Origin of the sequence: Halobellus ruber (assembly GCF_014212355.1) — an archaeon.
In the GTDB taxonomy this organism is placed as follows: domain Archaea; phylum Halobacteriota; class Halobacteria; order Halobacteriales; family Haloferacaceae; genus Haloquadratum; species Haloquadratum rubrum.
Map to the genome: position 1 here is coordinate 617,275 of NZ_JACKXD010000001.1, position 22,196 is coordinate 639,470.

The following is a 22,196-nucleotide window of genomic DNA, read 5'->3' on the forward strand; positions in this document are numbered from 1 at the left end:
TGTCTTTCGTGACTCAAATCCTCTGTCGGTGTAAATACATAAGTTCCTTCAGTATGTTACGATACATCACGGTGATGCGTCCAGATGTTGCAGACGACGAACGCGACGAGCAACCGTACCGGTGATTGTTATGTCTGAGGACAACGAGAACCCCAACGGAAGTCGTATCAACCGTCGACATTATCTCGCGATGACCGCAGGCGGCGTCTCCGCGCTCGCGGGATGCTCCGGTGGCGGCGGCGGTGGTGGCGGCGACGAGGAAGCCGACACCGAGGCCGACACCGAAACCGAGAGTGGCGGCGGCGAGATGACCACGACGCAGTCCAGCGACAGCGGCGGCGGTGACGCCATTCCGTTCGCATCGTTCTGTCCGCTCTCCGGGGCGGGCGGGGCGTTCGGTCCGGGGCAGCAGGCCGGCTTCAACCTCGCCGTGGAGGATATGAACAGCGCCGGCGGCATCCTCGACGGCCGACAGTTCACCGCCATCAACCGGAACACGGAGACGAAGCCGTCACGCGCCGCATCGAAGCTCCAGACGGTCATCAGCAACGAGAACATCGAGGCGTTCGTCGGCACGTGGTCCAGCGGCGTCTCGGCGACGCTCGCGCCCATCGCCGCGGACAACGAGATCATGCAGATGGGCAACGGGACCACCTCCCCGACCCTCGCCAGGCAGGGGTGGGTCGAGACCGACGACGGCCTCCTGAAGTATATGGGCCGCACCTCGCCCAACGACGGTGCGCAGGGCATCGCGATGGGCCGGGTGATGAACGAGACCATCGGCGCCGACTCGGCGGCGTTTATGCACGTCGACAACCCATACGGCGCGGGGCTGGCCCGGAAGGCGAAAGCCGCCTTCGAGGGCGAGACGACCGCGATGGTGCCCGTCGCAAAGCAGACCAGCGACTACTCGTCGGCGCTGGACAAGGTGTTCGCCGACGATCCCGACGTGTTCGGGCTCGTCGTCTACCCGGCCAACGGCCGGTCGATCCTGAAGCAGTGGAACCGCGGCGGCTACGGCGGCACCCTCCTGATGTCGGAGTCGATGTTCCTGCAGGACCTGTTCAACGACCTGTCGAACATCGTGGCCGACTCCTACATCACGACGGTCCGGCCGAACCGCACCCCTTCCTACGAGTACTTCAACGAGGCGCTGCAGGAGCGGATGGACCAGGAGCCGACGACGTTCTCCCATCACTCCTACGACTCGGCGATGCTCACCGGCCTGGCCGCCCACAAGGCGGGCGAGTTCACCGGCACCGCCATCGCGCGGAACATCAAGTCGGTCTCGCGGCCGCCGGGTGAGGAGGTCTTCGCCGGCGCCGACGGGTTCGAGAAGGCAAAACAGCTCCTCGACGAGGGCGAGGAGATCAACTACCAAGGCGCGTCGTCGAACGCCAACCTGAACTGCTTCAAGGAGCCGTACAACCGGTTCTCGGGCAACCGCCTCGTGTCCGGCGACGGCGGCATCGACGTCGAACGCGTCACGTCGATCCCCGCGAGTTACTTCGAGGGCAAGCTGTACAGCGACGAGATGCTGTCGAAGTACTGCGAGTAGGGATCGACGTCCCGGTCCGATCCTTTATCGGACCGGCAGAACCAGTAGACGTGGGAAACCCGTCGAGCGCGAGCCGCGGCTAACCGGTACTTTGAGTAGCTACGACAACGGAGGCCTCACAAATGGGAATCCTCGAAGTGTCGAACTTCGTGACGGGGTACGGAGACGCGGAGATCGTCCACGGCGTCGACCTCGAAGTCGAACCCGAGGAGATGGTCTGTATCATCGGCCCCAACGGGGCCGGGAAGTCGACGTTCATGAAGGGCATCTTCGGCCTGATCGACTGCTGGGACGGCAAGGTCGTCCTCGACGGCCAGGAAGTGACGAACTATCCCCCACACGAGATCACGAAGGAAGGCGCCAGCTACGTCCCACAGCGGAACAACATCTTCCCGAACCTCACCGTTCGGGAGAACCTCGAAATGGGCGCCTACACCAAGGAGGACGTCGACGACGCCGACTACCAGACGGTGTGGGACCGGTTCCCGATTCTCGAGGAACGCCAGAACCAGAAGGTCGGGAAGATGAGCGGCGGCCAACAGCAGATGGTCGCGATGGGCGCCGGGTTGATGATCGACCCGGACATCCTGCTGGTCGACGAGCCCAGCGCGGGCCTCGCGCCGGACCTCGTCGAGGAGATGTTCGAACGCATCCAGCGCATCAAAAACCAGGGGACGGCGGTCCTGATGATCGAGCAGAACGCCCGGCAGGCGCTGCGGTACTCCGACCGCGGCTACGTCCTCGACCAAGGCGAGAACAGTTTCGTCGGCACCGGCGAGGAGCTGCTCGACAGCGACGAGATCCAGGAGCTGTACCTCGGCCAGGCCGGCGCCTGACGGCCCTCACGGCTCCTCGATCTCGAACAGCCGGGCGCCGCAGTCCTGGCAGGTCACCGCGAGGACGTCGAGCGAGCGGCAGCACGATTCGACGACGGACTGGTCGATCGTCACCGGACCGTCGCACGACGGGCAGCGTTCGATGAAGAGCCGCAGTCCGGAGAGCACCTGTACCCGGGACGATCCGTCGAGGGAGGCCCACCCCTCGTAGCGCTCCCGGAGGACGTTCGCGGCGGCCACGTCCGCGAGGAACGCGGCGCGGGACTCCCACAGTCCCACGCGCCGCCCGTCCAGGCGTGCCAGAAACGCCTCCTCGTACTCCTCGACCGACAGCCGATCCGGATCCGCGTCCAGCACCCTGGCTATCTCGGCCCGGCTTTCCTCGGCGCTCCGCACCTGTTCGACCGCGTCGCGCCACGCCGTCCGGAAGCCGTCGGCGAGACAGAGGTCGTCCACGTCGTCACACTCGGTCACTGCCCCGGCCTCCAGCAGGATCCCCTCGACGTCGACTTCCGGAGCGGCCTCCGCTCCGGCGGCTGTGTCCTCGTCGGCAGCCCGGGTGTCGACCGGGCCGTCCCCGTGCTCGAACCGGCGGAGGAGCCAGTCGGGGAAGTACCGCTCCGTCAGCCACGGCGTTCCCGGAACCAGGTAACCGCGGAGGTAGATGACGCCGGCGAAGGCCGAGAGCGCGCCGCCGGCGAGCAGCACAGCCACCTCGGGACCGGCCGGCGTGACGGCTGCGCCGACCCCGAGCGCCGCGACCACCGCGATGCCGGCGTTGACGACGGTACACGGCGTACACCGGTTCTCGCCGGTGTACTGGGGCTGTCGGAGGCGGTCGAGGAACCCGATGCCGCTCATCACCTTCGGCTGTGGGTGGGATCGGTATGAAAGTTTCCGCGACGGGAGCCGTTCGGTCCGCCGGCCCCCCTCGGGTCCGCGTCGGCTCGCGGTTTCCGCCCCTGCTGTCGTCCACCAACAGTTATGAACCCGTCACTGGACCTCCAGACGAGTATGGCCGAAACGGAAGTCCTCTGTTTCGACGTCTACGGGTCGACGCACAACCAACACAGCATCGTGGAGACGCTCGCGGAGGTCGCGGACGTCTCTGTGGCGGTCGCCGAGGAGATGTCGGAGCTCTGGGTCGAACACCAGATCGACTACTCGATGGAGGTGACGCTGATGGGCGAGTACGACTCGTGGTGGACGCTCACCGAGCGGGCCTTCGAGTGGGTCCTCGATTACTACGGAATCGATCTCACCGCCGCCGAGCGCGAGGAAGTGATGAACGCCTACGAGCACCTCGAACTCTACGAGGGGATCGAGCCCTTCGACCGCCTCTCGGCGGCGGGTCACGAACTGTACATCCTCTCGGACGGCAACCCCGAGATGCTGGAGACCCTCGCGGCGAACTCCGGCTTCGACGGGGTGATCGACGGGATCGTGAGCGTCGAGGAGGTGGGCAAGTTCAAGCCCGCGCCCGAGGTCTATCACAGCATCGGGACCCACGTCGATCGCCCGGCCGAGGAGTGTACGATGGTCGCGACGCACACCTTCGACGTTGCCGGCGCAAGGAACGCCGGGCTGAACGGCATATTGATCAACCGCCACCGCGTGCCCGAACACCGGCTCGGGTTCGAGCCCGACCTCGTGGTGCCGAGTTACGCGGCGCTGGCCGACGAGATCGCCTGAGCAGGTCACGACATCGAGAGCGGCCGCATCCTCCAGCGACGACCGAGACGCCGGAGCGCGCCGGGACACCGACTCCGCCTCGATCGCGCGTCCGCCGACGGATCCGAAGCGAGCCTACTGCGGCGACGGGTCGACCGGGCGCAGGAGCCCCGTCGCCGCGGCGGCAACGAGGAGGAGCCCGGCCCCCAACAGGAAGGTCGGCTGCCACCCGAGCAGGACGACGAGTCCGCTCGTGACCGTCCCGCCGACGACGCCGCCCCACAGTTTCGAGGAGTACAACAGCGCGTAGGTCTCGGAGTTGTGACTCGTCCCGTAGTAGTCGCCGACGAGGCTCGGGATCACCGAAAAGACGGGACTCCGGAAGAACGACGCCGCCGCGATGAGTCCCACGTAGCCGGCGGCGACGCCGCCGACCGCCACGAACGACGCCCCCGCGAGGCAGGCCCCACACGCCACGAGCGACAGGGCGATGGTGGGCACCCGGCCGACGCGATCCGAGACGACGCCGCCGACGATCACCCCGGCGCTGTCGCCGAGCGCGACCAGCGACGCCGCCGCCGTGGCCGCAGTGGTCGGGAGCCCCGTCGCCTCGGCGAAGGCTACAGCCTTCCCGACGATCATCAACCCGACCCCGTTGACGATCACGAAGATCCCGTACAGCAGCCAGAACTGCCAGGTTCGAACCGCCTCACGCCAGGTGTACTCCGCCTCCCCGTCCCGGGCGGACGACCCGTCGCCGCCCTGCTCCGCCCCGTCGGCCGGGCTCGACGTATCGGGATCCCTGAAAAACGGGATGCCGACGAGCATCGCGACGGCGACGAGCGCCGCCAGCCCCAGCATCGTCCCGGCGAAGTCCGAGGTGATTCGGCCCCGGACGAGCGGTATGAGGAGGAAGCTCACGCCGGCGTACGCGAAGCCGACCAGCCCGGTCGCCAGCCCGCGTCGCTCGTCGAACCACTTCGCCGGGGTGTTGATGGCGACGGCGTAGACCGTGCCGGCACCGACCCCGCCCAGCGCGTAGCACAGGGACGCGCCCGTCACGCTCTCCGCCCACGCCGTGCCGACGTAGCCCACCACCAGGAGGAGCGACCCACCGGCCAGCGGAAGCCGCGGGCCGACGCGGTCCCGGACCCACCCCGCCGGGAACTGCGCGGACGCCTGGAAGATCACGAACAGCGTGAACACCGTCCCCAGCGCCGTCTCGGAGGCGCCAGTTCGTGCGCTCACCGGGACGCGGATCGACGACCACACGAACTGGTAGGTCCCGGCCATCCCGACCCCGACGGCGGCGACGGCGACCAGCACCCACCGCGAGACGCCGGTCCCGCGGGTCACGACACCGATCCGATCGACGCGCGTGGCGGTCCGAACATCGTCGTGGGTCCCGAGCGGGATTCAGGCGTCCGGCCAGCGCTCGATGTAGACCGTCTCGTCGGTGTAGAACCGGACGACGTCCTCGGCTTGGGCGTGGAGGTCGCCGAAGAACGACTCCTTCTCCCCGCCGAAGTGGAAGAACGCCATCGGCGCGGCGGTCCCCGCGTTGACCGCGAGGTTGCCCGCCTCGGCGTCGTGGCGGAACCGCTTGGCTTCTGCGCCGCTGCCGGTGAAGAGGCTCGCGGCGTTGCCGTAGTCGCTTTCGTTCATCACCTCGATCGCCGCATCGACGTCCTCGACGGGCAGCAGCCCCACCACCGGACCGAAGATCTCCTCCCGGGCGATGACCATATCCGGGGTCAGGTCGCGGAACACACACGGACCCAGGAAGTTGCCGTCGTAGCCGTCGACCTCGAGGTCGCGGCCGTCGTAGACGAGTTCGGCACCCTCCTGGCGCGCGGTCTCGACGTAGTTGCGGACCTGCTGTTCGTGTTCCGGGCTGATCAGCGGGCCGACGGTCGTCCCCTCGTCGTTGCCGTACCCGACGACCTGCTTTTCGGCCCGCTCGACGACCAGATCGACGAACTCCTCGTAGACGGACTCCTCGACGACGACGACGTCGTTCGCGAGACAACGCTGTCCCGAACACGCGAGCGCCGACCCGACCGTCTTCTCGGCGGCGAACTCCAGGTCCGCCGTCTCGGAGACGATGATGTGGTTCTTCGCGCCGCCCTGTGCTTGGACCCGCTTGCCCGAGGCGGCCGCCCGCTCGTAGATGGTCTTTGCGACCGGGGTGGAGCCGACGAAGGAGACGCCCTCGATGCCCTCGTGATCGAGGATGGCGTTGACCGTGTCGACGCCGCCGTTGACGAGTTGGACCACGCCCTCGGGGAAGCCGGCCTCCTCGGCGAGTTCGATCATCCGCTGGGGGACAAGCGGGTCCTGCTCGCTGGGCTTGAGGATGAACGCGTTGCCGGTCGCGACCGCATAGGGCAGGAACCACATCGGGATCATCCCGGGGAAGTTGAACGGCGTGATCGCCGCGAACACGCCCATCGGCTGGCGGACCGCCGTCTCGTCGATGCCGGGTGCGGCGTTCTCGACGTGGCCGGCCTGCATCAGCGACGGGATCCCCGTCGCCACCTCGACGTTCTCGATGCCGCGCCGGAGTTCGCCCTTCGCCTCCGCGAAGGTCTTGCCCTCCTCGTCGACGAGCAGTTCCGCGAGTTCGTCCTGGTTGTCCTCCAGCAGCCGTTTCAGCTCGAACAGCGGCTGGATGCGCTCCTCGACGGGGCGTTGCCGCCACTCCTCGAAGGCGTCCTGTCCGGCCTCGACCGCCGCGTCGACGTCGTCCTCGGTACTGAACCCGACGTGTGCGATCGGCTCGCCCGTCGCGGGGTTGTCGACGGGGATCCCCTCGGCGCTCGGCGTCCGCCACTCGCCGGCGACGTAGTTCCGTACCTCGCCGTACTCGAGTTCGGTCTGCTGTGACATAGTAAGCGCTACTCCCGCCCGGAGGATCATAAACGTTCGCCAGTCTCCGGACGGTATGCGACAGAGCCACCGAAATTCAGGACGCTGTTCATCCACAGGGCTATCGGTCGAACGCTGTCTCGAAAAGGCGTCCGCGCGGTGATGAAACCGCCCTGCACGCGTCGGCGACGCGACGGATCCCCGCGTACCGCCGACCGGCGGGCCGAGTGCCGTCAGGCGTCCATCGCGTCGTCGGAGATCTCCAGTGCCTCGTCGAGGGCGGCGACCGCCTCGTCGACCTCCGCCTCGCCGATCGTCAGCGGCGGCGTCACGACGATGGTGTTGACCGAGGTGTAGAAGTACACGTCGTTGTCGAGCGCGTGGGCCCCGACCTCGTCGAGGACGGTCGTGTTGCTCGACACCTTGTCGCTGCGCTCCTCGAAGGGGACGCGCTCGTCGGTGCTGCGGGTGAGTTCCAGCCCCTGATGGAGGCCGATCCCGCGACGCTCGCCGACGCTGGGGTGGCGGTCGGCGAGCGATTCGAGTTCGGCGGTCAGATACTCGCCCATCTCCCGGGCGTTCTCGACGAGACCTTCCTCCTCGTAGGTCTCGATGGCCGCCACCCCTGCGGCACACGCCGTGGGATGGCCGGCGAACGTATGCCCCTGGTTCAGGAGGTTGTCCTCGAAGTACTCGCCGATCTCCTCGGTGACGGTCGTGGCCGCAAGGGGCTGGTACGACCCCGTCAGCCCCTTCGCCATCGTGATGATGTCGGGCTCGGTCTCGTACAGCGTCGAGGCGAACCACTCGCCCGTCCGCCCGAAGCCGGTCATCACCTCGTCGCAGATCAGCAACGCGCCGTGGTCGTGAGCGATCTGCTTCAGTTTGGGGAGGTAGTCGTCCGGCGGGGTCAACACGCCGTTGGAGCCGACGAGCGGCTCGACCAACACGGCCGCGACGGTCCCGCCTTCGAGTTCCAGCATCTCGTCGATATATTCGAGGCTCTTGTCCGGATCGAGGCTCGACCCGTAGGCGTAGGGGTCCGGACCCTTTACCATCCCGGGGACCTCGGGCTGGATCTCGGGGCCCTGGGCGACCCGCCGGGGGTCGCCGGACGCCGACAGCGACGCGGCGGTCGCCCCGTGATACGACCGGTACCGAGAGAGGATCTTGTGGTTCCCGGTGTAGGCGCGGGCGATCTTGAACGCCACCTCGTTGGCTTCGGTCCCGCTGGTCGAGTAGAACGTCTTCTTCAGCGACCCGGGGGTGATCTCGGCGAGCTTCTCGGAGAGCCGCGCCCGCGGTTCGGTCGCCCACCCGGGGTTGACGTACGGCACGTTCCTGATCTGCTCGTCGACCGCGTCACAGACCCGCTCGGCGTCGTACCCGAGGCTCGTACAGACGTACTGGCTGCTGAAATCCAGGATCGAGTCGCCCTCCGCGGTGACGATCCGCGGGCCCTCCGTGTCGGCGATCTGGGTCGGATCGAAGTCCCGTTGTCGCGTCCAGGTTCCGAGGGTGTACTCGCGGTCGAGCCGTTCGATCTCGTTTCGTTCGGACTGCTGACTCGCCATACGGATAGGTTGGAAGTGAGTACCAAGAGTGTTTTGCATAATTTCCTACTCTGCTCGGTTTCCCGACTCGCTGTTGAACGAAGGAAGCGTCTTTGGGGACGATTTCCAGCCGAATGCGGTCGCCCGCCCCCGCCGCGGGGTCGAACGGTCGGCGCCACAAGCGACGGCGGCGCCGGGACCGTCCCCGCCGAACGGCGGGCAGGGATCACACCAACCGATCGGCGGTAGCGACACCCGACGTTCCGGACTACGGATCGAGGATCGCGTCGCGCCCGGACTGGGTGAGGTTCGCGGTGACGTTTCTCGCGTCGTGGAACTCCTCGAGGACGAACTTCGAGGAGGTCTCGTCGACGCCGTCGATCGCGACAATCTCCTCGATGAGGTCGTTCAGCTGATCGCGCGTCTGAACCCGGCTCACGGCGACGAAATCGACGTCGCCCATCGTGTAGTACACCTGCTCGATCCCGTCGATCGCCATGATCCTCTCGCCGATGTTCTCGGAGTATCCCTCGCGGTGGGTGACCGAGACGTCGGTGATCGAGACCATCTCGAGGCCGAGCGCGAACGGGTCGATGTCTGCGGTCACTCCCTCGATGATCCCGTTCTCCTTGAGGTTCGTGATGCGGTAGTGGACCGCCGACTTCGAGAGGCCGAGCTGGTCGGCGACGGTCTCTAAGCTCACGTCGAAGTCGTCCTCTATCTGTTGGAGAATCTTCAGATCGACGTCGTCGAGGTCGGCGGAAGCGGGCGATCGTTGGCGCATACCGTTCGTACATCGTCCAACCAAATAAGCTGTATCACCAACATTGATCAATATCCACCCGACGAGTCGCGGCCGCCGCCCGATACCGCCGGCCGGAGCCGTGGTCATTATGGGGCGGACTTCCGTACGGGTCCGGTATGGCCGTCCCCCGGCGACCGACGCGCGAGGAGGCTCCGGTGGCGACATCACGAGCAGCGCCGACGTTCCACCACCCGCGGACGCCTGCGCCACAGGTGTAGTATGGCGACGCAGACGGAATCGCCCGCGGTCCGTCCGAAGTTCGGCCTGGGGGTAGCGATCCTCGCGGTCTCGACGAGCGCGATCCTCATCAACTGGAGCCGCGCGCCGGCGGTCGTCCAGGCGCTCTACCGGGTGCTGTTTACCACGCTGTTGCTCGCGCCGGTGGCGGTCCGGCGACACGCCGACGCCTTCCGGTCGTTCTCGGCGCGGTCGTACCTCCGGCTTTCGGTGCCCGGCGTGTTCCTGGCCGTCCACTTCGCGCTGTGGTTCGAGAGCCTCGATTGGACGAGCGTCGCGGCGTCGGTGACGCTGGTCCAATCGCAGCCGCTGTTCGTCGCTGCCGGGGCGGCGCTCCTGCTGGACGAGCGGTTCAGTCGCCGGATGCTCGCCGGGGCCGCGGTCGCGCTGGTGGGGACGGTGACGCTCTCCGTGGGCGATCTGCTGGGCGGCCCGGTGTTGGGTGCGCGGCCGCTGTACGGCAACGCACTCGCGCTCGTATCGGCGGTCGCGCTGGCGGGGTACGTCCTGGCGGGCCGGTCGTTCCGCCAGCGACTCCCGGTGGTGCCGTACGTCACCGTCGTCTACGCCGTCTGTGCGGCCGTGCTGTTCGCGGTTGCCGTCACGAACGGCCTGCCGCTCCTCGCGTATCCGCTGCGGGAGTGGTTGCTCTTCGCCGGGATGGCCGTCGGCCCGGGCATCCTCGGGCACACGGTGCTGAACTGGTCGCTGGGGCACCTGGAGTCCGGCGTCGTCAGCGTGACGCTTCTGGCGGAACCGGTCGCGAGCGCGATACTCGCCTTCCTCCTGCTCAACGAGGTCATCGGCCCGACGACGGCGGTCGGCGGGGCCGTGGTGCTTGCGGGGATCTACGTCGCCGCCAGCGACCGGTAGGCGCGTTCGCGGCGGTCGGAAGTATGGTAACGGTGGGCGCCCGAAACGCAGGTATGGCTGCCGACCTGGCGGAGAAGACGGACCGCTACGAGGGGATGCTCGCCGACGCGCTCTCGGTCGCGGAGGTCGCCGTACCGGAGTCGACGCCGCTCGGCCGGGCCGCGACCGACGTCCGCGAGATGGCGTTCTCGTACCTGGAGGACGGGAGACACTTCCGCGAGGACGACGATCCGGTGAACGCCCTCGCGGCGTTCTCCTACGGCTACGGGTGGCTCGACGCCGGCGTTCGGATGGGGCTGTTCGAGGTTCCCGCGGGCACGGAGCTTTTCACGACCGAGTGAGGGTCCCGGTCGTCGGGGTGCCGGCGACGCTCCTCACTCGAACCGGTAGGTCGGCCCGTCGTTGCCGTCCTGGACCTCGATCCCGAGCGCCGTCAGCTCGTCTCTGAGCTCGTCGGCCCGCTCGTAGTTGCCGGCCTCGCGTTCGGCCTCCCGGACCTCCAACACGAGTTCGACCAACTCGCCGGCGACGGTCACGTCGCCGCCCTCGGTCGCGTCGGCGCCCAGCGAGAGCCCGAAGACGTCGCCGCCGAGTTCCTCGAAGGTCTCGACGGCCTCCCGGAGCGCCCGGTAGTCGTACTCGGTGTGGCCGTCGAGGTGGCGGTTCACCGCCGTTCCGAGCGCCGACAGCGCCGCCATCGCCTCCCGGACGTTGAAGTCGTCGTTCATCGCTCCGCGGAACGATTCCCGCGTCTCGGCGACGGCGTCGCGGAGGTCCTCGTCCGCCACAGTCGCGTAGGCGTCGGTGCTGTCACAGGCCGCGACCGCGGCGTCGTAGGCGCGTTCCAGCCGGTCCCACCGCTCTTCGGCCTCCCGCATCTCGGCCTCGCCGAACGTCTGCTCGCTGCGGTACGCCGTCGAGAGGTAGAACGTCCGGATCACGTCCACGCCGTACTCCGCTAAGGCCTCGTCGACGGTGAGGAAGTTCCCGAGGCTGGAGGACATCTTGTCGCCGGCGGTCTGGAGCAGCCCGACGTGGAGCCAGTACCGGGCGAACGTCTCGCCGGTCGCGGCCTCGCTTTGGGCGATCTCGTTTTCGTGGTGTGGAAAGACCAGGTCGCGGCCGCCGACGTGGATGTCGATGGTGTCGTCCAGATGCGTCATCGACATCACCGAGCACTCGACGTGCCACCCCGGCCGGCCCTCGCCCCACGGCGAGGCCCACGTCTCGCCGGTCGGCTCCGCGATCGGGTCGAGGTCGGGGTCGCGGTGCTCGGCAACGTCGTCGGGGGCGACCGCGCCCGCCTTCCAGAGCGCGAAGTCAGCGGGGTGGCGCTTCTCGGCGCGTTCGTCCTCGTCGCCCTGGGACTCGATCGCCGCTAAGTCCTGGTTCGAGAGCTTGCCGTACTCCTCGAAGGCGGTGACGTCGAAGTACACGGAGCCGTTGGACTCGTAGGCGTACCCGCGGTCGATCAACGTCTCCACGAGGTCGACGATCTCGGGGACGTGTTCGGAGACGCGGGGGTACACCTCCGCGCGCTTCAGGTTCAACCCGCGCATGTCCCGGATCACCGCGGAGGTGAAGTGGTCGGCCACCTCCGGTTCGGTGTCGCCGACGCCCGGCTCGCCGGTCCGCGCGACGATCTTCTCGTTGACGTCGGTGAAGTTCTCGACGTGGCGCACGTCGTAGCCCTCGTGTTCGAGCCAGCGGTGCATCACGTCGGCGTGCATCCAGAGTCGGGCGTGGCCGAGGTGTGCCTCGTCCGAGACCGTCAGCCCACAGACGTAGAGCAGGACTTCGTCCTCGTTCCGCGGCTCGAAGCGCTCGCGCTCCCCCGTCAGGGTGTTGGTCACGGACAGCGTCATCGCCCGCAACTTCACCGGTGGTGGTTTTCAACCCGTCGGAACGGCGGGGTGCGGATCCGGGACCCCCTCCAGTCTCTCGGCACGACTCGCACTTCCGTCGCCGCGACAGGGAGCCGCCAGGCGGGAACGAACCCGGGGTCGTCAAATATTTACTCGTATCATAGTAATAATCGCGTATGTCGCAACGACGCCGCGGGGGAACAGTCGCTATCGTCGGCGGAGCCGGCGCAGTCGGGTCGACGACCGCCTTCGCACTCACCAGCAGCCGCCTCGTCGACGAGATCGTTCTCGTGGACATCGACGACGAGCGGGCGGCCGGCGAGGCGATGGATCTCGCCCACGGCACGCCGTTCGTGCCCTCGACGGACGTCCGCACGGGCGAGTACGAGGACTGCTGGGATGCCGACGTGGTGATCGTCACGGCGGGTGCGAGTCAGGCGCCGGACGAGACGCGCCTGGACCTGCTCGACCGGAATGCCGACATGTTCGCCGAGATGATCCCGCAGGTCACGAGCGGGCTGGACGACGACGCGATGGTGCTCGTGGTCACAAACCCGGTCGACGTCCTCACGCACGTCGCCCGGACCGTCTCGGACCTCCCCGCCGGCCAGGTGATCGGATCGGGCACCGTCCTCGACACCGCGAGGTTCAGACACGCGCTGGGTCGGGCGTTCGACATCGACCCCGCCGACGTCGCGGCGCACGTGATCGGCGAACACGGCGACAGCGAGGTCCTCGTCTGGAGCACGGCGAACGTCGGCGGCGTTCCCTTCGAGTCGTACTGCGCTCACAACGGGATCGACGACGTCGACGCGTTCCGGACGCGGGTCGGCGACGAGGTCCGAAACGCCGCCTACGAGATCATCGAACGGAAAGGCCGCACGAACTACCGCGTCGCGCGGTCGGTGGCGCGGATCGTCGACGGGATCCTCGGCGACGACGACGCGGTCCTCACGGTCTCGACGCGGGCGTCGGGCCACCACGGTATCGACCACGATGTCACCCTGAGCCTCCCGTGTGTCGTCGGTCGTCACGGCGTCCGCGACGTCCTCGAATCGGAGCTCTCGCCCGCGGAACGGGAGGCGCTGGCCGACTCCGCGACGGTCATTCGGGGGGCGATCGATCGGCTGTCGGTCTGAGACGAACCGGGCTACCGCTTCGCGTCGGTCCCGGACCCGACGGACAGTCCTCGGAGCCCGTCCGAGTGGGTGTTACCCGTCGGGGACCGCCGCCAGTGCCTCCTCGACCAGCCGCAGCGCGTTTGCCCCGTCGCTCCGCGGGACCACCACGGCGAGGCGGTCGCCCGCGACGCCTGCGGCGTCAACAACCACGTTCTCGGCCGCGAGCCGGTCGACGACAGCCGACAGCGCCGCGGCGTCAACGTCGCCGTCGGCTGTGACGGCGGTCAATCCGCCGCCACCCGGCAGGATCCGTTCGCCGCCGACCGACGCGATCGGGTCGGCGTCCGCAGTGCCCGCGCCGGCGGCGCCGTCGCTATCGCCGCTCCCGGCGTCGCCGTCGGCGCCACCGAGGCCGACGCCGCTGCGCATCCGGACGGTGACCTCGCGGGCGTCGGTGTCGATATCGGGGAGGTCCCCGGCGAACCGGCGGAGCGCGGTCGCGACGGCGTCGCGGTCGCCCCCGACGTCGAGGGACTCCGCTGCAGCCGCGTAGTTCACGACGCCCGCACGGAGCGCGTAGCGCAACCACGGCCGGGCCCTGACTGCGGCCCGCGTCTCTGCGGCCAGTGACATACCCGACCCCTCGATTGCGGCCCTCAAAAGCGAGCGGGTTTCGGCCGGGAAGCAGTGTGCCGTGGCCGCCGAAGGGGCCGATCAGCCGTCCCCGCCGAACCGCTCGCGAAGCGCCACCTTGTCGACTTTCCGGGTCGAAGTCTTCGGGATCGATTCGACGAACTCGACCGAGCGCGGGACCTTGTAGTCCGCGAGGCGGTCGCGACAGATCGACTCGACGTCCGATGCGGTGACTGTCCCGTCTCCGACGACGACCGCGGTGACCTGCTCGCCGAGGCGTTCCTGCGGCGTCCCCACGACGCTGACCTCGACGACCCCGTCGAGTTCGTAGACGACGTCCTCGACCTCCCGTGGGTAAACGTTCTCGCCGCCGGTGACGATCATATCGTCGAGGCGGTCCTCCACGAACAGGTGGCCGTCTTCGTCCATCCGGCCGATGTCCCCCGACCGGAGCCACGTCTCTCCCTCGCGGTCGACGAACGACTCCGCGTTCGCCTCCGGGTCGTTCCAGTATCCGGGGGTGACCGTATCGCCGCGCCAGAGCAGTTCGCCTTTCTCGTCGACCCCGACAGCTCGGCCGGTCTCGGGGTCCTCGATGCGCACGTCGACGAGGTCCCGCATCGGCGGCCCGATGCTCCCCGCCTTCCGGACGTCCTGGTCGGGCCGGTTGACTGCAGCCGCGGGGGTCGTCTCCGTCATCCCGTACCCTTCCAGCAGCGTGACGCCGAGCGCCTCCTCGGCGGCCTCGATCCGCTCTTTTGGCATCGGTGATCCGCCGACGATCACGTGCGACAGCGCCGAGAGGTCGTACCCCTCGGTCCCGAATTCGAGCAGGTCGATGACCATCGTCGGCACGAACATCGCCGTCGTCACCCCGCGACCGGCCATCGTCTCCAGGCCGGTCTCGGCGTCCCACGCCGGCAGGAAGTGGTTCTCGGCGCCGACGAGCACGAGCGGGGTCGCGGTGACGTTCAACCCCGCCGCGTGGAACAGCGGCACGACCGTCAGGCCGACCGTCTCCGCCGAGTAAAACTCGAAGTAGCGGACGTACCCCCACCCGTTGGCCGCGAGGTTCCCGTGGGTGTGTTTGACGCCCTTCGGCCGGCCCGTCGTCCCGCTTGTGAACAGCAGCTCCGCCAGTTCGTTGCTCCGACGTTCGCACACGTCGGCGCGACCCTCGGTGTCGACGAGTTCGTCGTATCCCGTCCCGGCGTCGCCGTCCGCGACGACCAGGTGCTCGATGTCCACGTCGCGGTCGGCGACGGCGTCCTCGAACCGGCCGCTCGTGACGAGCACCGACGCGCCGGTGCTCCGGAGCACGAACCCGATGGTCTCGGGGTCGAACCGGAGGTTGATCGGCACCGGGACCGCGCCGCGCTTCATCGCGCCGAAGTACGCCGTCAGAAACGTCACACCGTTCGGCAGGAACAGGGCGACCCGGTCGCCCGGGTCGACGCCCAGTTCCGCCAGCCCGCTTGCGACGGCGTCGGTCTCCCGGGACAGTTCGGTGTAGGTGAGTTCTCTCGCAGGGTCCGCCACCGCGAGGGCGCCGCCGTGATTGCGCGCAGTGATGTCGACGTGGTTCGCGAAGTTCATCGGCCGGTCACTCCCGTGGCCGGATCCCTTCCGGCCGAGCGCCCGGTTGCCGCCGGCCACTCGCGGTCGCTCTGCACGTTTCGACGTCGTATCGTCCGTCTCGGATCATCCGGTGACATCTGTGTTCGTGGCACCGCCTGCGTCTCCCGCACCCGCGCCGGCGACAGGGGCGCTTCCTCGCGGGGACGAGCGGATAGTAGACCTTCCGGCACGGGAACAATAAACCGTGCGCACGGTTCACCACCCGCTTCTCGTCCGGTGGTAACCCGGCGGACCCCCGGAAGCAGCCACCCCTGCCCCGACCGGCGGCCGGCCGGTTTGCATCCCGGGGTGACTGAAAAAAGCCACCGGATGTCGGCAAGGATCCTTATTTATTATTAGTGTGTTTTGCCGGTATGAGCGATTCACCACACGTCGTCATCGCAGGGAGCGGACGCGTCGGAAACCGAGTTGCCGAACAGTTCGCGGACCGCGGGCGGACGGTGACCGTCATCGACCCCGACCCGGACGCGGTCGAGGCCGTCGATCACGAGCACATCAACGTCCGTCAGGGCGACGCGACGAAGCCGTCGGTCCTGCGGGAGGTGCTCTCGGACGCGACCGAGGTCGTCGGCGCGCTGACCGACAAGGAGGACACGAACCTCGTGGTGTGTATGGCCGCAAAGGAGTTCGGCTCGAACGTCAGGACCGTCGCCCGGATCGAGGATCGCGCGGGCGACGAGTACAACGAGTACGTCGACGAGGTCTACTTCCCGGAACGCGCAAGCGTCCGGGCGGCGGTCAACGCCCTCACCGGGAGCGACGTCCGGACGCTGGAGGAGGTGACGGGCGACCTCGAAATCCTCGACATCCGGGTCGGCTACGGCGCCCCGGCCGCGGGCAAGGTCGTCTCGGAGGTCCTGCCGGAGGGGTCGGTCGTCATTGCCGAGACCGACGGCCACGTCGCGGTCCAACACTCCACGACGCTCGTGGAGGGCCGGCGGTACCTGATCGCGGCCGACCGGGACGTCGTCAGCGAGGTCATCCGGCAGTGCACCGGCGACCCCGGGCGGACGTAGGCCCGCCAGGTCAGTGACCGGGCGGACACGACGGCCGGACCGTCGGCTCGGGATGCCGCCCCCGCACGGAGACCCGAAGTCCCTAAGAGTGCGCCGTTCCCAGCGTCTCGTATGCAAGCGCTGGTCATCCTGGCTCACGGGTCGCACCTCAATCCCGACTCGTCGACGCCGACCCACCGGCACGCGGACACCATCCGCGAGACGGGCGCGTTCGACGAGGTAAAAACCGGGTTCTGGAAGGAAGAGCCCTCCCTCCGGGAGGTCCTCCGGACCGTCGAGAGCGACGAGGTCTACGTCGTCCCGCTTTTCATCAGCGAGGGGTACTTCACCGAACAGGTGATCCCGCGGGAACTCCGGCTGTCGGGGTGGGACGTCTCCGAGTGGGACTCCGACGGGCTGAGCGCGGATACCGCAACCCTCGTCGCGGAGGACACCGGCCAGACCGTCCACTACTGCGGGCCGGTCGGCACCCACGAGGCGATGACCGACGTGCTGGTCCGGCGCGCCGAGACGGTGACCGGCGACCCCGACGTCGGCGAGGGGTTCGGCTTCGCGGTCGTCGGCCACGGCACCGAGCGCAACGAGAACTCCGCGAAGGCGATCGAGTACCACGCCGACCGCGTCCGCGGGATGGACCGCTTCGACGAGGTGCAGGCGCTGTACATGGACGAGGAACCCGAGGTCGACGACGTCACCGACTACTTCGGGAGCGAGGACGTGGTGGTGGTCCCGCTTTTCGTCGCCGACGGGTTCCACACCCAGGAGGACATCCCCGAGGATATGGGGCTGACCGACGACTACCGGACCGGCTACGACGTGCCCGCGACGGTCGAGGGCCACCGGATCTGGTACGCCGGCGCGGTCGGCACCGAGGGCCTGATGGCGGACGTCGTGCTCGAACGGGCCTCCGACGCCGGCGCCGATATCGACGCCGCGATCGCGACCGTCCGCGAGGCGACCCGCGAGACGCAGGCGGCGGGTGACTGACGTGCGGGACGAACAGGTCGACGCCCTGCTCGACCGGGTCGCCGAGCGCCCCGTCGAACTCGACGGCCTCCGGGTGACGGACGACGACGACGGTTACGCGCTCGAAACGCCCGACGAGAGCCACGATGGACTGTCGGAGCCGGAGCTTCGTGAAGCGGTCCGCTCGGATCACGTCGTCCCATATATCACAAACTGGTACTTCTGGGAGGAGGCCATCGGCCGACGCGGCCGGCACCGCCGGGCGTTCCTCCGCCACGCCGAGGCCGCCGACGAGCACCCCGTCCCCGAGCGGTACGACGCGCTCCGGTCGGGGCTGGAGACCGAGTGGGGCGAGGTCGTCGTGACCGCGACGCTCGGCGCGGACGGTCACCGCCGCTACGAGATCCGCCACGTCGACGACGCCGGCGTCGATCACGACGAACTGGACGCCTACCACGACCCGCTTTCCGCCCGGGAGCTGTCCACCTACGACGAACGGGGCCGGTACCGCCCGCTCCGGACTGCCCCCTCGCTGGTCTCGGGGTGGGTCTTCCCCGACCTTGACGGCCGCGACGCCGTTGAGACGCTGGACACGATCTACCCCGCCTCGATCGCGAACTGGAACCTCGAACGCGAGGGCGACCTCGACGTCACCCACTGGCGGGAGACCGCCGAGCGCCAGACCGGGATCTATGACGTCGTCGAGGAACTTCCACCCGACGCCGTCGACTGGCTGGCCGAGGCCTGCTGTGTCGACTCCCAGTGTCTCAAGCGCCGGGAGTGGCAGTACGACGCCGACCACGACCTCGAAGCCGACGGCGGGACCGGGGCGTTCCCCTGCCGGGAACCCTGCTCGCTGGTCGTCGCCGCCGCGCGCAAGTGGACGAAACTGGAGGAGGAAGAGACCCGCACCTACGAGTTCGAGCTGACGCCCTCCGAGAAGGAACAGATCGAGGCCATCGTCGACGCCGTCGCCGACGACCGGATCGACGAGATCCGAGAGGCCGACGTCTACGAGGGCGCCAACCGCTACCGAACGCGGTTCCTGCGTGCGAAGCGGTTCGACGAGGCGGGGAACCTCGCCGGCGTGGCAACCGAACCCGAGGAGGGACACCACGACGATCACGGTGACGATGGTGACCGCGACGACCACGGTGACGATGGTGATCACGACGACCACAGCGACCGCGACGACTGATCGAAGACGGATTCGTCCCCGCAGCTACGTCGACGCTCGGATCGACGAACCGGTCATCCGAGGCAACCCCTACCGCTCGTCCAGCAGCCGCTCTGCGTGCTCGCGGGACTGTGCGCGCTTCCACCGCACCTGTTCGGCGTCACCGTAGGCCAACTCCTCGCGGAGTTCGTCCGGGAGAAAGCCCGCCGCGGCCCGGAGGACGGTCCCGTCGCCGTCGCCGAACTCGATCAGGCCGTACGCCTCCGGCGCGGATCCGACCGTCGACCGCGTCAGCGGCTGCCACCGTTTCCTGAGGCTCATTCGGCGGTGGAATCGTCGGACGCGGCGTCCTCGGTGTCGGTATCGCCCTCGGTCACGAACTCGTAGGAGGCCTCCCCCCAGTCGTCCTCGACGAAGACGAACACGCGGCCGCGGGCGACTTCGGGGTCGGCCTCGACTTCCGTCCGCATCCCGCCGGGGCGGCGCACCGTCACCCCGGGGAACACCTCCTCGCTCCCGCCGTCGTCGAGGATGACCCGCCCGACCCCCGTCGACTCGAGGATGTCGTCGTGGGTCTTCAGGTCGTTGACGTAGAGCAGGACGCCCTCGGTTTCCGTCGGGTCGGTGACGAGGACGTGCGTTTCCTTTTTCGGCGGCGTAGTGAGCGTGTCGGTGACGGGCTCGGGAACGCCCCGGTAGAACGTCGTCCGGCCGTCGACGTACTCCACCTCGACGCCGGATTCGAGGAGTTCGACGCCGACGGTGCTCGGCGGGACGTCGCTGTGCGCGCTCATACCCCGGATTTCGGCCGGGGCTCCCAAAAGGACCGCGGTGCGGGCGCTCCGTTGCGTCCGGGCACGGCCACGGTCCGGCTGGATCCGCTGCCGGCGCTCTCGTCCGACCCGGGTCGACGGCGCCCACCCGGGAACGTAGCGGCTTCGTCCTTGGCCGACGGCGGCAGAAGCGTGAGGGGGTCCGACGACGCTGCCGGCGACAGCGGGGGGCGGGAAACGCAAGCGAGAACCACCTTACCTTCGAGGAGGTCGCGGTGGGCGACCGCTTCCGGGCCGACCGGTCGATCACGTTCTCCCGGGAGTCGATCGTCGAGTTCGCCGCCGAGTACGACCCACAGCCGTTCCACCTCGACGAGGCGGCGGGCGAGGCGTCGCCGTGGCGGCCTCGTCGCCAGCGGCCTCCACAGCTTCTGCGCCTGCAGCCGCCTCTCGACGGAGGCGTTCTTCCGGCGGGTCGCGTTCCTGGGGAGACGCGGCATCGACGACCTCCGGTGCCACCGGCCGTCCGCCCGGGCGACAGCCTGACAGTCGACGTCGTGGTCGCGGACAAGCGGGTCTCGGAGTCGGATCCCGAACGGGGCTACGTCGACGCCGACGTGATCGGCTCCGACGCCGAGGGCACCGAGGTCGTCTCCTGGCGCGTGCTGGAGATGGTCCGGCGGGAGCCCGCCGCGTCGTCGGAGTCGGACTGATCCCGCCCGTCGACCGCTACACCTTTTAGGCCGGTCGCCCCGCCTTGCTGTATGCGAGGTCGTGCAGCCGCGCTCGGAGCAGGGACGGTGCTGAACGCGCTGTCGACCGGCGTCGGCTCCGCGTTCGCTATCGACGTCGAGACGACAGCAACCGTCGAACTCGACGGCTCCGGGCGCGTGACGGGAACAGTGGTCGACGAGGGCGACGCCGACACCGACCTGATCGAGCGGTGCGTCGAGCTCGCGAGCGAGGCCTACGGCGACGGCGCGTCGGGCGGGACCGTCCGGACCGAAAGCGACGTGCCGATGGCGGCGGGGCTGAAGAGTTCCAGCGCCGCCGCCAACGCGGCCGTGCTCGCGACCGCCGACGCGCTCGGCGCCGACCCCGATCCGCTCGCGGCGTGTCGGCTCGGCGTCCGTGCGGCGCGGGAGACCGGCGTCACCGTCACCGGCGCGTTCGACGACGCCTCGGCGTCGATGCTCGGGGGCGTCACCGTCACCAACAACGAGGAAGACGAACTGCTCGCCCGCAACGAGGTGGGCTGGGACGTCCTCGTCTGGACGCCGGAGGAACGGGCTTACTCCGCCGACGCCGACGTCGAGCGGTGTGCGAACGTCGCGCCGATGGCGGAACTGGTCGCGGACCTCGCCTTGGAGGACCGGTACGCCGAGGCGATGACGGTCAACGGGCTGGCGTTCTCGGCCGCGCTCGGGTTCTCACCGGATCCGGCGGTCGAGGCGATGCCGCACGCTGCGGGGGTGTCGCTGTCGGGCACGGGCCCGAGCGTCGTCGCGGTCGGGGACGCCGCTGACCTCGATCGCGTCCACGACCGCTGGAGCGAGCGCAGCGGGCGGACCTGGCGAACCACGACGCGGGCCGACGGAGCACACATCCTATGAGCAACAACGACCACACCGAGGGGGAACCGTCGCTGGAGGAACTCCGCGAGGAGATCGAAAGCATCGACCGGGAGCTCGTCGAGCTGATCGCCCGTCGGACCTACGTCGCCGACTCGATCGCGGAGGTGAAAGCCCAGCAGGGCCTGCCCACGACCGACGAGGGCCAGGAGGAGCGCGTGATGGAGCGTGCCGGCCGGAACGCCGAGCATTTCGACGTGGATTCGAACCTGGTGAAGGCCGTCTTCCGGCTGCTGATCGAGCTGAACAAGGTCGAACAGCGGGAGAGCCGGTAGGATACCACCCTCAGGGGCGTTCGCCTCGCTATCGAATCGGCCGGAGAGCGCGACCGGCCAAATTGATTTATCATCACCACCTCTATCCAGCCATATGGGAAGTTACGCAACGCCGCCGGATTGGTCGAAGCCAACCGACGAGGACGACAAGTCGGCAGTCAAACTCGGCGACCTGCTGTCGGGACGACTGGCTGATGTCGACATCGACTCCGTGGAGGCGGTACGCGAAGCGCGAGAACGTCGATGAAAGTATTCGTCGATACGAACGTTTTCATCGCTAGCATCACCGACGAACCGGGTCGCAGTGACGTAGCGACTGAACTGCTGAACGAGAATCACGACTTTTGTACGTCGATTCCCAATCCTATGGAAATTCGGTCGGTGTTGACGAAAAAGAAGCGCGTAGAACAGGAACGAGTCGAAGAGGTACTGGCGGATATCCACGGAGGCGTCGATATCTACGCGCCGGAAATCAGCGACCAGATTTCGGCGTATAGTCTCCAGCAAGACACGTTACTGTACACACTCGACTGCGTTCTTCTCGCTCTCGCCGAGGATATCGACGCCACGCTGGTCACGTTCGATGGTGAACTACTGGAGAACGGTGCCATCTCTCCAACCGAGTTGATGGAATAGAATGACACCCAGAAGGTTCACCAGATAGCGACAATATGTGCTGTCTCTGTTACACCAGCTGACC

Annotated in this window: 24 protein-coding genes; 14 read left to right on the plus strand and 10 right to left on the minus strand. The window is 68.2% G+C overall.

The window, feature by feature from the left end; all coding sequences use genetic code 11:
- Positions 1-130 precede the first annotated feature (130 nt).
- Positions 131-1,558 carry an ABC transporter substrate-binding protein gene (locus H5V44_RS03190; RefSeq protein ID WP_185191671.1) on the plus strand — a complete coding sequence of 476 codons (1,428 nt, stop codon included), beginning with the start codon at positions 131-133 and terminating at the stop codon, positions 1,556-1,558.
- A gap of 122 nt (positions 1,559-1,680) precedes the next feature.
- Positions 1,681-2,394: an ABC transporter ATP-binding protein gene (locus H5V44_RS03195; RefSeq protein ID WP_185191672.1), complete on the plus strand. Its 714-nt coding sequence runs from the start codon at positions 1,681-1,683 to the stop codon at positions 2,392-2,394.
- A gap of 6 nt (positions 2,395-2,400) precedes the next feature.
- Here H5V44_RS03195 and H5V44_RS03200 read toward each other — a convergent pair whose 3' ends face one another.
- Positions 2,401-3,255: a hypothetical protein gene (locus H5V44_RS03200; protein WP_185191673.1), complete on the minus strand. Its 855-nt coding sequence runs from the start codon at positions 3,253-3,255 to the stop codon at positions 2,401-2,403.
- A gap of 153 nt (positions 3,256-3,408) precedes the next feature.
- Here H5V44_RS03200 and H5V44_RS03205 point away from each other — a divergent pair, with 153 nt between their 5' ends.
- The gene (locus tag H5V44_RS03205) at positions 3,409-4,086 is read left to right on the plus strand and encodes a haloacid dehalogenase type II (RefSeq protein WP_185191674.1); all 678 of its coding nucleotides are present in this window, start codon (positions 3,409-3,411) and stop codon (positions 4,084-4,086) included.
- A gap of 114 nt (positions 4,087-4,200) precedes the next feature.
- Here the strand turns inward: H5V44_RS03205 and H5V44_RS03210 are convergent, their stop codons facing one another.
- The 4 genes from H5V44_RS03210 to H5V44_RS03225 form a co-directional block, all read right to left on the minus strand.
- Complete coding sequence (locus tag H5V44_RS03210; RefSeq protein WP_185191675.1) at positions 4,201-5,421, minus strand: MFS transporter; 1,221 nt, start codon at positions 5,419-5,421, stop codon at positions 4,201-4,203.
- 60 nt (positions 5,422-5,481) lie between these two features.
- Positions 5,482-6,954, minus strand: coding sequence for a CoA-acylating methylmalonate-semialdehyde dehydrogenase (locus tag H5V44_RS03215; protein WP_185191676.1), 1,473 nt, complete (start codon positions 6,952-6,954; stop codon positions 5,482-5,484).
- A 212-nt stretch (positions 6,955-7,166) separates the two neighbouring features.
- Complete coding sequence (locus tag H5V44_RS03220) at positions 7,167-8,507, minus strand: aminotransferase family protein (protein WP_185191677.1); 1,341 nt, start codon at positions 8,505-8,507, stop codon at positions 7,167-7,169.
- Positions 8,508-8,754: 247 nt separating this feature from the next.
- Positions 8,755-9,270, minus strand: a complete 516-nt coding sequence (locus H5V44_RS03225) for an Lrp/AsnC family transcriptional regulator (protein WP_185191678.1) — start codon at positions 9,268-9,270, stop codon at positions 8,755-8,757.
- Positions 9,271-9,510: 240 nt separating this feature from the next.
- Here H5V44_RS03225 and H5V44_RS03230 point away from each other — a divergent pair, with 240 nt between their 5' ends.
- Complete coding sequence (locus tag H5V44_RS03230; RefSeq protein WP_185191679.1) at positions 9,511-10,401, plus strand: DMT family transporter; 891 nt, start codon at positions 9,511-9,513, stop codon at positions 10,399-10,401.
- Positions 10,402-10,454: 53 nt separating this feature from the next.
- A complete protein-coding gene (locus H5V44_RS03235; RefSeq protein ID WP_185191680.1) occupies positions 10,455-10,742 on the plus strand; it encodes a DUF357 domain-containing protein in 288 nt (95 codons plus the stop codon).
- A gap of 33 nt (positions 10,743-10,775) precedes the next feature.
- Here the strand turns inward: H5V44_RS03235 and cysS are convergent, their stop codons facing one another.
- The gene (cysS, locus tag H5V44_RS03240; protein WP_185191681.1) at positions 10,776-12,266 is read right to left on the minus strand and encodes a cysteine--tRNA ligase; all 1,491 of its coding nucleotides are present in this window, start codon (positions 12,264-12,266) and stop codon (positions 10,776-10,778) included.
- 176 nt (positions 12,267-12,442) lie between these two features.
- Here cysS and H5V44_RS03245 point away from each other — a divergent pair, with 176 nt between their 5' ends.
- The gene (locus H5V44_RS03245) at positions 12,443-13,405 is read left to right on the plus strand and encodes an L-lactate dehydrogenase (protein WP_185191682.1); all 963 of its coding nucleotides are present in this window, start codon (positions 12,443-12,445) and stop codon (positions 13,403-13,405) included.
- 72 nt (positions 13,406-13,477) lie between these two features.
- Here the strand turns inward: H5V44_RS03245 and H5V44_RS03250 are convergent, their stop codons facing one another.
- Together H5V44_RS03250 and H5V44_RS03255 are read right to left on the minus strand one after the other, a co-directional pair.
- A complete protein-coding gene (locus H5V44_RS03250) occupies positions 13,478-14,020 on the minus strand; it encodes a DUF7523 family protein (RefSeq protein WP_185191683.1) in 543 nt (180 codons plus the stop codon).
- Positions 14,021-14,101: 81 nt separating this feature from the next.
- Positions 14,102-15,616, minus strand: coding sequence for a class I adenylate-forming enzyme family protein (locus H5V44_RS03255; RefSeq protein ID WP_185191684.1), 1,515 nt, complete (start codon positions 15,614-15,616; stop codon positions 14,102-14,104).
- A 395-nt stretch (positions 15,617-16,011) separates the two neighbouring features.
- Between H5V44_RS03255 and H5V44_RS03260 the strand changes: the two genes are divergently transcribed.
- The 3 genes from H5V44_RS03260 to H5V44_RS03270 all read left to right on the plus strand — a co-directional run bounded on the left by H5V44_RS03260 (position 16,012) and on the right by H5V44_RS03270 (position 18,838).
- Positions 16,012-16,674, plus strand: a complete 663-nt coding sequence (locus tag H5V44_RS03260; protein ID WP_185191685.1) for a potassium channel family protein — start codon at positions 16,012-16,014, stop codon at positions 16,672-16,674.
- Positions 16,675-16,785: 111 nt separating this feature from the next.
- On the plus strand, positions 16,786-17,661 hold the full coding sequence (locus H5V44_RS03265) for a CbiX/SirB N-terminal domain-containing protein (protein ID WP_185191686.1): 876 nt from the start codon (positions 16,786-16,788) through the stop codon (positions 17,659-17,661).
- On the plus strand, positions 17,654-18,838 hold the full coding sequence (locus H5V44_RS03270; protein ID WP_185191687.1) for a DR2241 family protein: 1,185 nt from the start codon (positions 17,654-17,656) through the stop codon (positions 18,836-18,838). The genes H5V44_RS03265 and H5V44_RS03270 overlap by 8 nt, the downstream gene beginning before the upstream one ends.
- 69 nt (positions 18,839-18,907) lie before the next feature.
- On the opposite strand, the gene H5V44_RS03275 is transcribed toward H5V44_RS03270, so the two are convergent.
- Positions 18,908-19,138, minus strand: a complete 231-nt coding sequence (locus H5V44_RS03275) for a DUF7508 domain-containing protein (RefSeq protein ID WP_185191688.1) — start codon at positions 19,136-19,138, stop codon at positions 18,908-18,910.
- The gene (locus tag H5V44_RS03280) at positions 19,135-19,611 is read right to left on the minus strand and encodes a DUF5796 family protein (protein WP_185191689.1); all 477 of its coding nucleotides are present in this window, start codon (positions 19,609-19,611) and stop codon (positions 19,135-19,137) included. Before H5V44_RS03280 ends, H5V44_RS03275 begins: the two co-directional genes overlap by 4 nt.
- A 254-nt stretch (positions 19,612-19,865) precedes the next feature.
- Between H5V44_RS03280 and H5V44_RS03285 the strand changes: the two genes are divergently transcribed.
- The 5 genes from H5V44_RS03285 to H5V44_RS03305 all read left to right on the plus strand — a co-directional run bounded on the left by H5V44_RS03285 (position 19,866) and on the right by H5V44_RS03305 (position 22,132).
- Positions 19,866-20,303, plus strand: a complete 438-nt coding sequence (locus H5V44_RS03285; protein WP_221625529.1) for an acyl dehydratase — start codon at positions 19,866-19,868, stop codon at positions 20,301-20,303.
- A gap of 51 nt (positions 20,304-20,354) precedes the next feature.
- Positions 20,355-21,203 carry a shikimate kinase gene (locus tag H5V44_RS03290; RefSeq protein WP_185191690.1) on the plus strand — a complete coding sequence of 283 codons (849 nt, stop codon included), beginning with the start codon at positions 20,355-20,357 and terminating at the stop codon, positions 21,201-21,203.
- Positions 21,200-21,496 carry a chorismate mutase gene (locus H5V44_RS03295; RefSeq protein WP_185191691.1) on the plus strand — a complete coding sequence of 99 codons (297 nt, stop codon included), beginning with the start codon at positions 21,200-21,202 and terminating at the stop codon, positions 21,494-21,496. Before H5V44_RS03290 ends, H5V44_RS03295 begins: the two co-directional genes overlap by 4 nt.
- 94 nt (positions 21,497-21,590) lie before the next feature.
- On the plus strand, positions 21,591-21,743 hold the full coding sequence (locus tag H5V44_RS03300; protein ID WP_179231123.1) for a hypothetical protein: 153 nt from the start codon (positions 21,591-21,593) through the stop codon (positions 21,741-21,743).
- Positions 21,740-22,132, plus strand: a complete 393-nt coding sequence (locus tag H5V44_RS03305) for a type II toxin-antitoxin system VapC family toxin (RefSeq protein WP_185191692.1) — start codon at positions 21,740-21,742, stop codon at positions 22,130-22,132. Before H5V44_RS03300 ends, H5V44_RS03305 begins: the two co-directional genes overlap by 4 nt.
- Positions 22,133-22,196: the final 64 nt, after the last annotated feature.

Excerpts from the sequence above, each read along its gene's own strand:
- H5V44_RS03245 (WP_185191682.1), top strand. The coding sequence starts at position 12,443 with ATGTCGCAACGACGCCGCGGGGGAACAGTCGCTATCGTCGGCGGAGCC.
- H5V44_RS03255 (WP_185191684.1), bottom strand. The coding sequence starts at position 15,616 with ATGAACTTCGCGAACCACGTCGACATCACTGCGCGCAATCACGGCGGC.
- H5V44_RS03265 (WP_185191686.1), top strand. The coding sequence starts at position 16,786 with ATGCAAGCGCTGGTCATCCTGGCTCACGGGTCGCACCTCAATCCCGAC.
- H5V44_RS03250 (WP_185191683.1), bottom strand. The coding sequence starts at position 14,020 with ATGTCACTGGCCGCAGAGACGCGGGCCGCAGTCAGGGCCCGGCCGTGG.
- H5V44_RS03290 (WP_185191690.1), top strand. The coding sequence starts at position 20,355 with ATGCGAGGTCGTGCAGCCGCGCTCGGAGCAGGGACGGTGCTGAACGCG.
- H5V44_RS03280 (WP_185191689.1), bottom strand. The coding sequence starts at position 19,611 with ATGAGCGCGCACAGCGACGTCCCGCCGAGCACCGTCGGCGTCGAACTC.
- H5V44_RS03260 (WP_185191685.1), top strand. The coding sequence starts at position 16,012 with ATGAGCGATTCACCACACGTCGTCATCGCAGGGAGCGGACGCGTCGGA.
- H5V44_RS03305 (WP_185191692.1), top strand. The coding sequence starts at position 21,740 with ATGAAAGTATTCGTCGATACGAACGTTTTCATCGCTAGCATCACCGAC.
- H5V44_RS03235 (WP_185191680.1), top strand. The coding sequence starts at position 10,455 with ATGGCTGCCGACCTGGCGGAGAAGACGGACCGCTACGAGGGGATGCTC.
- H5V44_RS03215 (WP_185191676.1), bottom strand. The coding sequence starts at position 6,954 with ATGTCACAGCAGACCGAACTCGAGTACGGCGAGGTACGGAACTACGTC.
- H5V44_RS03200 (WP_185191673.1), bottom strand. The coding sequence starts at position 3,255 with ATGAGCGGCATCGGGTTCCTCGACCGCCTCCGACAGCCCCAGTACACC.
- H5V44_RS03195 (WP_185191672.1), top strand. The coding sequence starts at position 1,681 with ATGGGAATCCTCGAAGTGTCGAACTTCGTGACGGGGTACGGAGACGCG.
- H5V44_RS03225 (WP_185191678.1), bottom strand. The coding sequence starts at position 9,270 with ATGCGCCAACGATCGCCCGCTTCCGCCGACCTCGACGACGTCGATCTG.
- H5V44_RS03230 (WP_185191679.1), top strand. The coding sequence starts at position 9,511 with ATGGCGACGCAGACGGAATCGCCCGCGGTCCGTCCGAAGTTCGGCCTG.
- H5V44_RS03190 (WP_185191671.1), top strand. The coding sequence starts at position 131 with ATGTCTGAGGACAACGAGAACCCCAACGGAAGTCGTATCAACCGTCGA.
- H5V44_RS03220 (WP_185191677.1), bottom strand. The coding sequence starts at position 8,507 with ATGGCGAGTCAGCAGTCCGAACGAAACGAGATCGAACGGCTCGACCGC.
- H5V44_RS03205 (WP_185191674.1), top strand. The coding sequence starts at position 3,409 with ATGGCCGAAACGGAAGTCCTCTGTTTCGACGTCTACGGGTCGACGCAC.
- H5V44_RS03300 (WP_179231123.1), top strand. The coding sequence starts at position 21,591 with ATGGGAAGTTACGCAACGCCGCCGGATTGGTCGAAGCCAACCGACGAG.
- H5V44_RS03275 (WP_185191688.1), bottom strand. The coding sequence starts at position 19,138 with ATGAGCCTCAGGAAACGGTGGCAGCCGCTGACGCGGTCGACGGTCGGA.
- H5V44_RS03295 (WP_185191691.1), top strand. The coding sequence starts at position 21,200 with ATGAGCAACAACGACCACACCGAGGGGGAACCGTCGCTGGAGGAACTC.
- cysS (WP_185191681.1), bottom strand. The coding sequence starts at position 12,266 with ATGACGCTGTCCGTGACCAACACCCTGACGGGGGAGCGCGAGCGCTTC.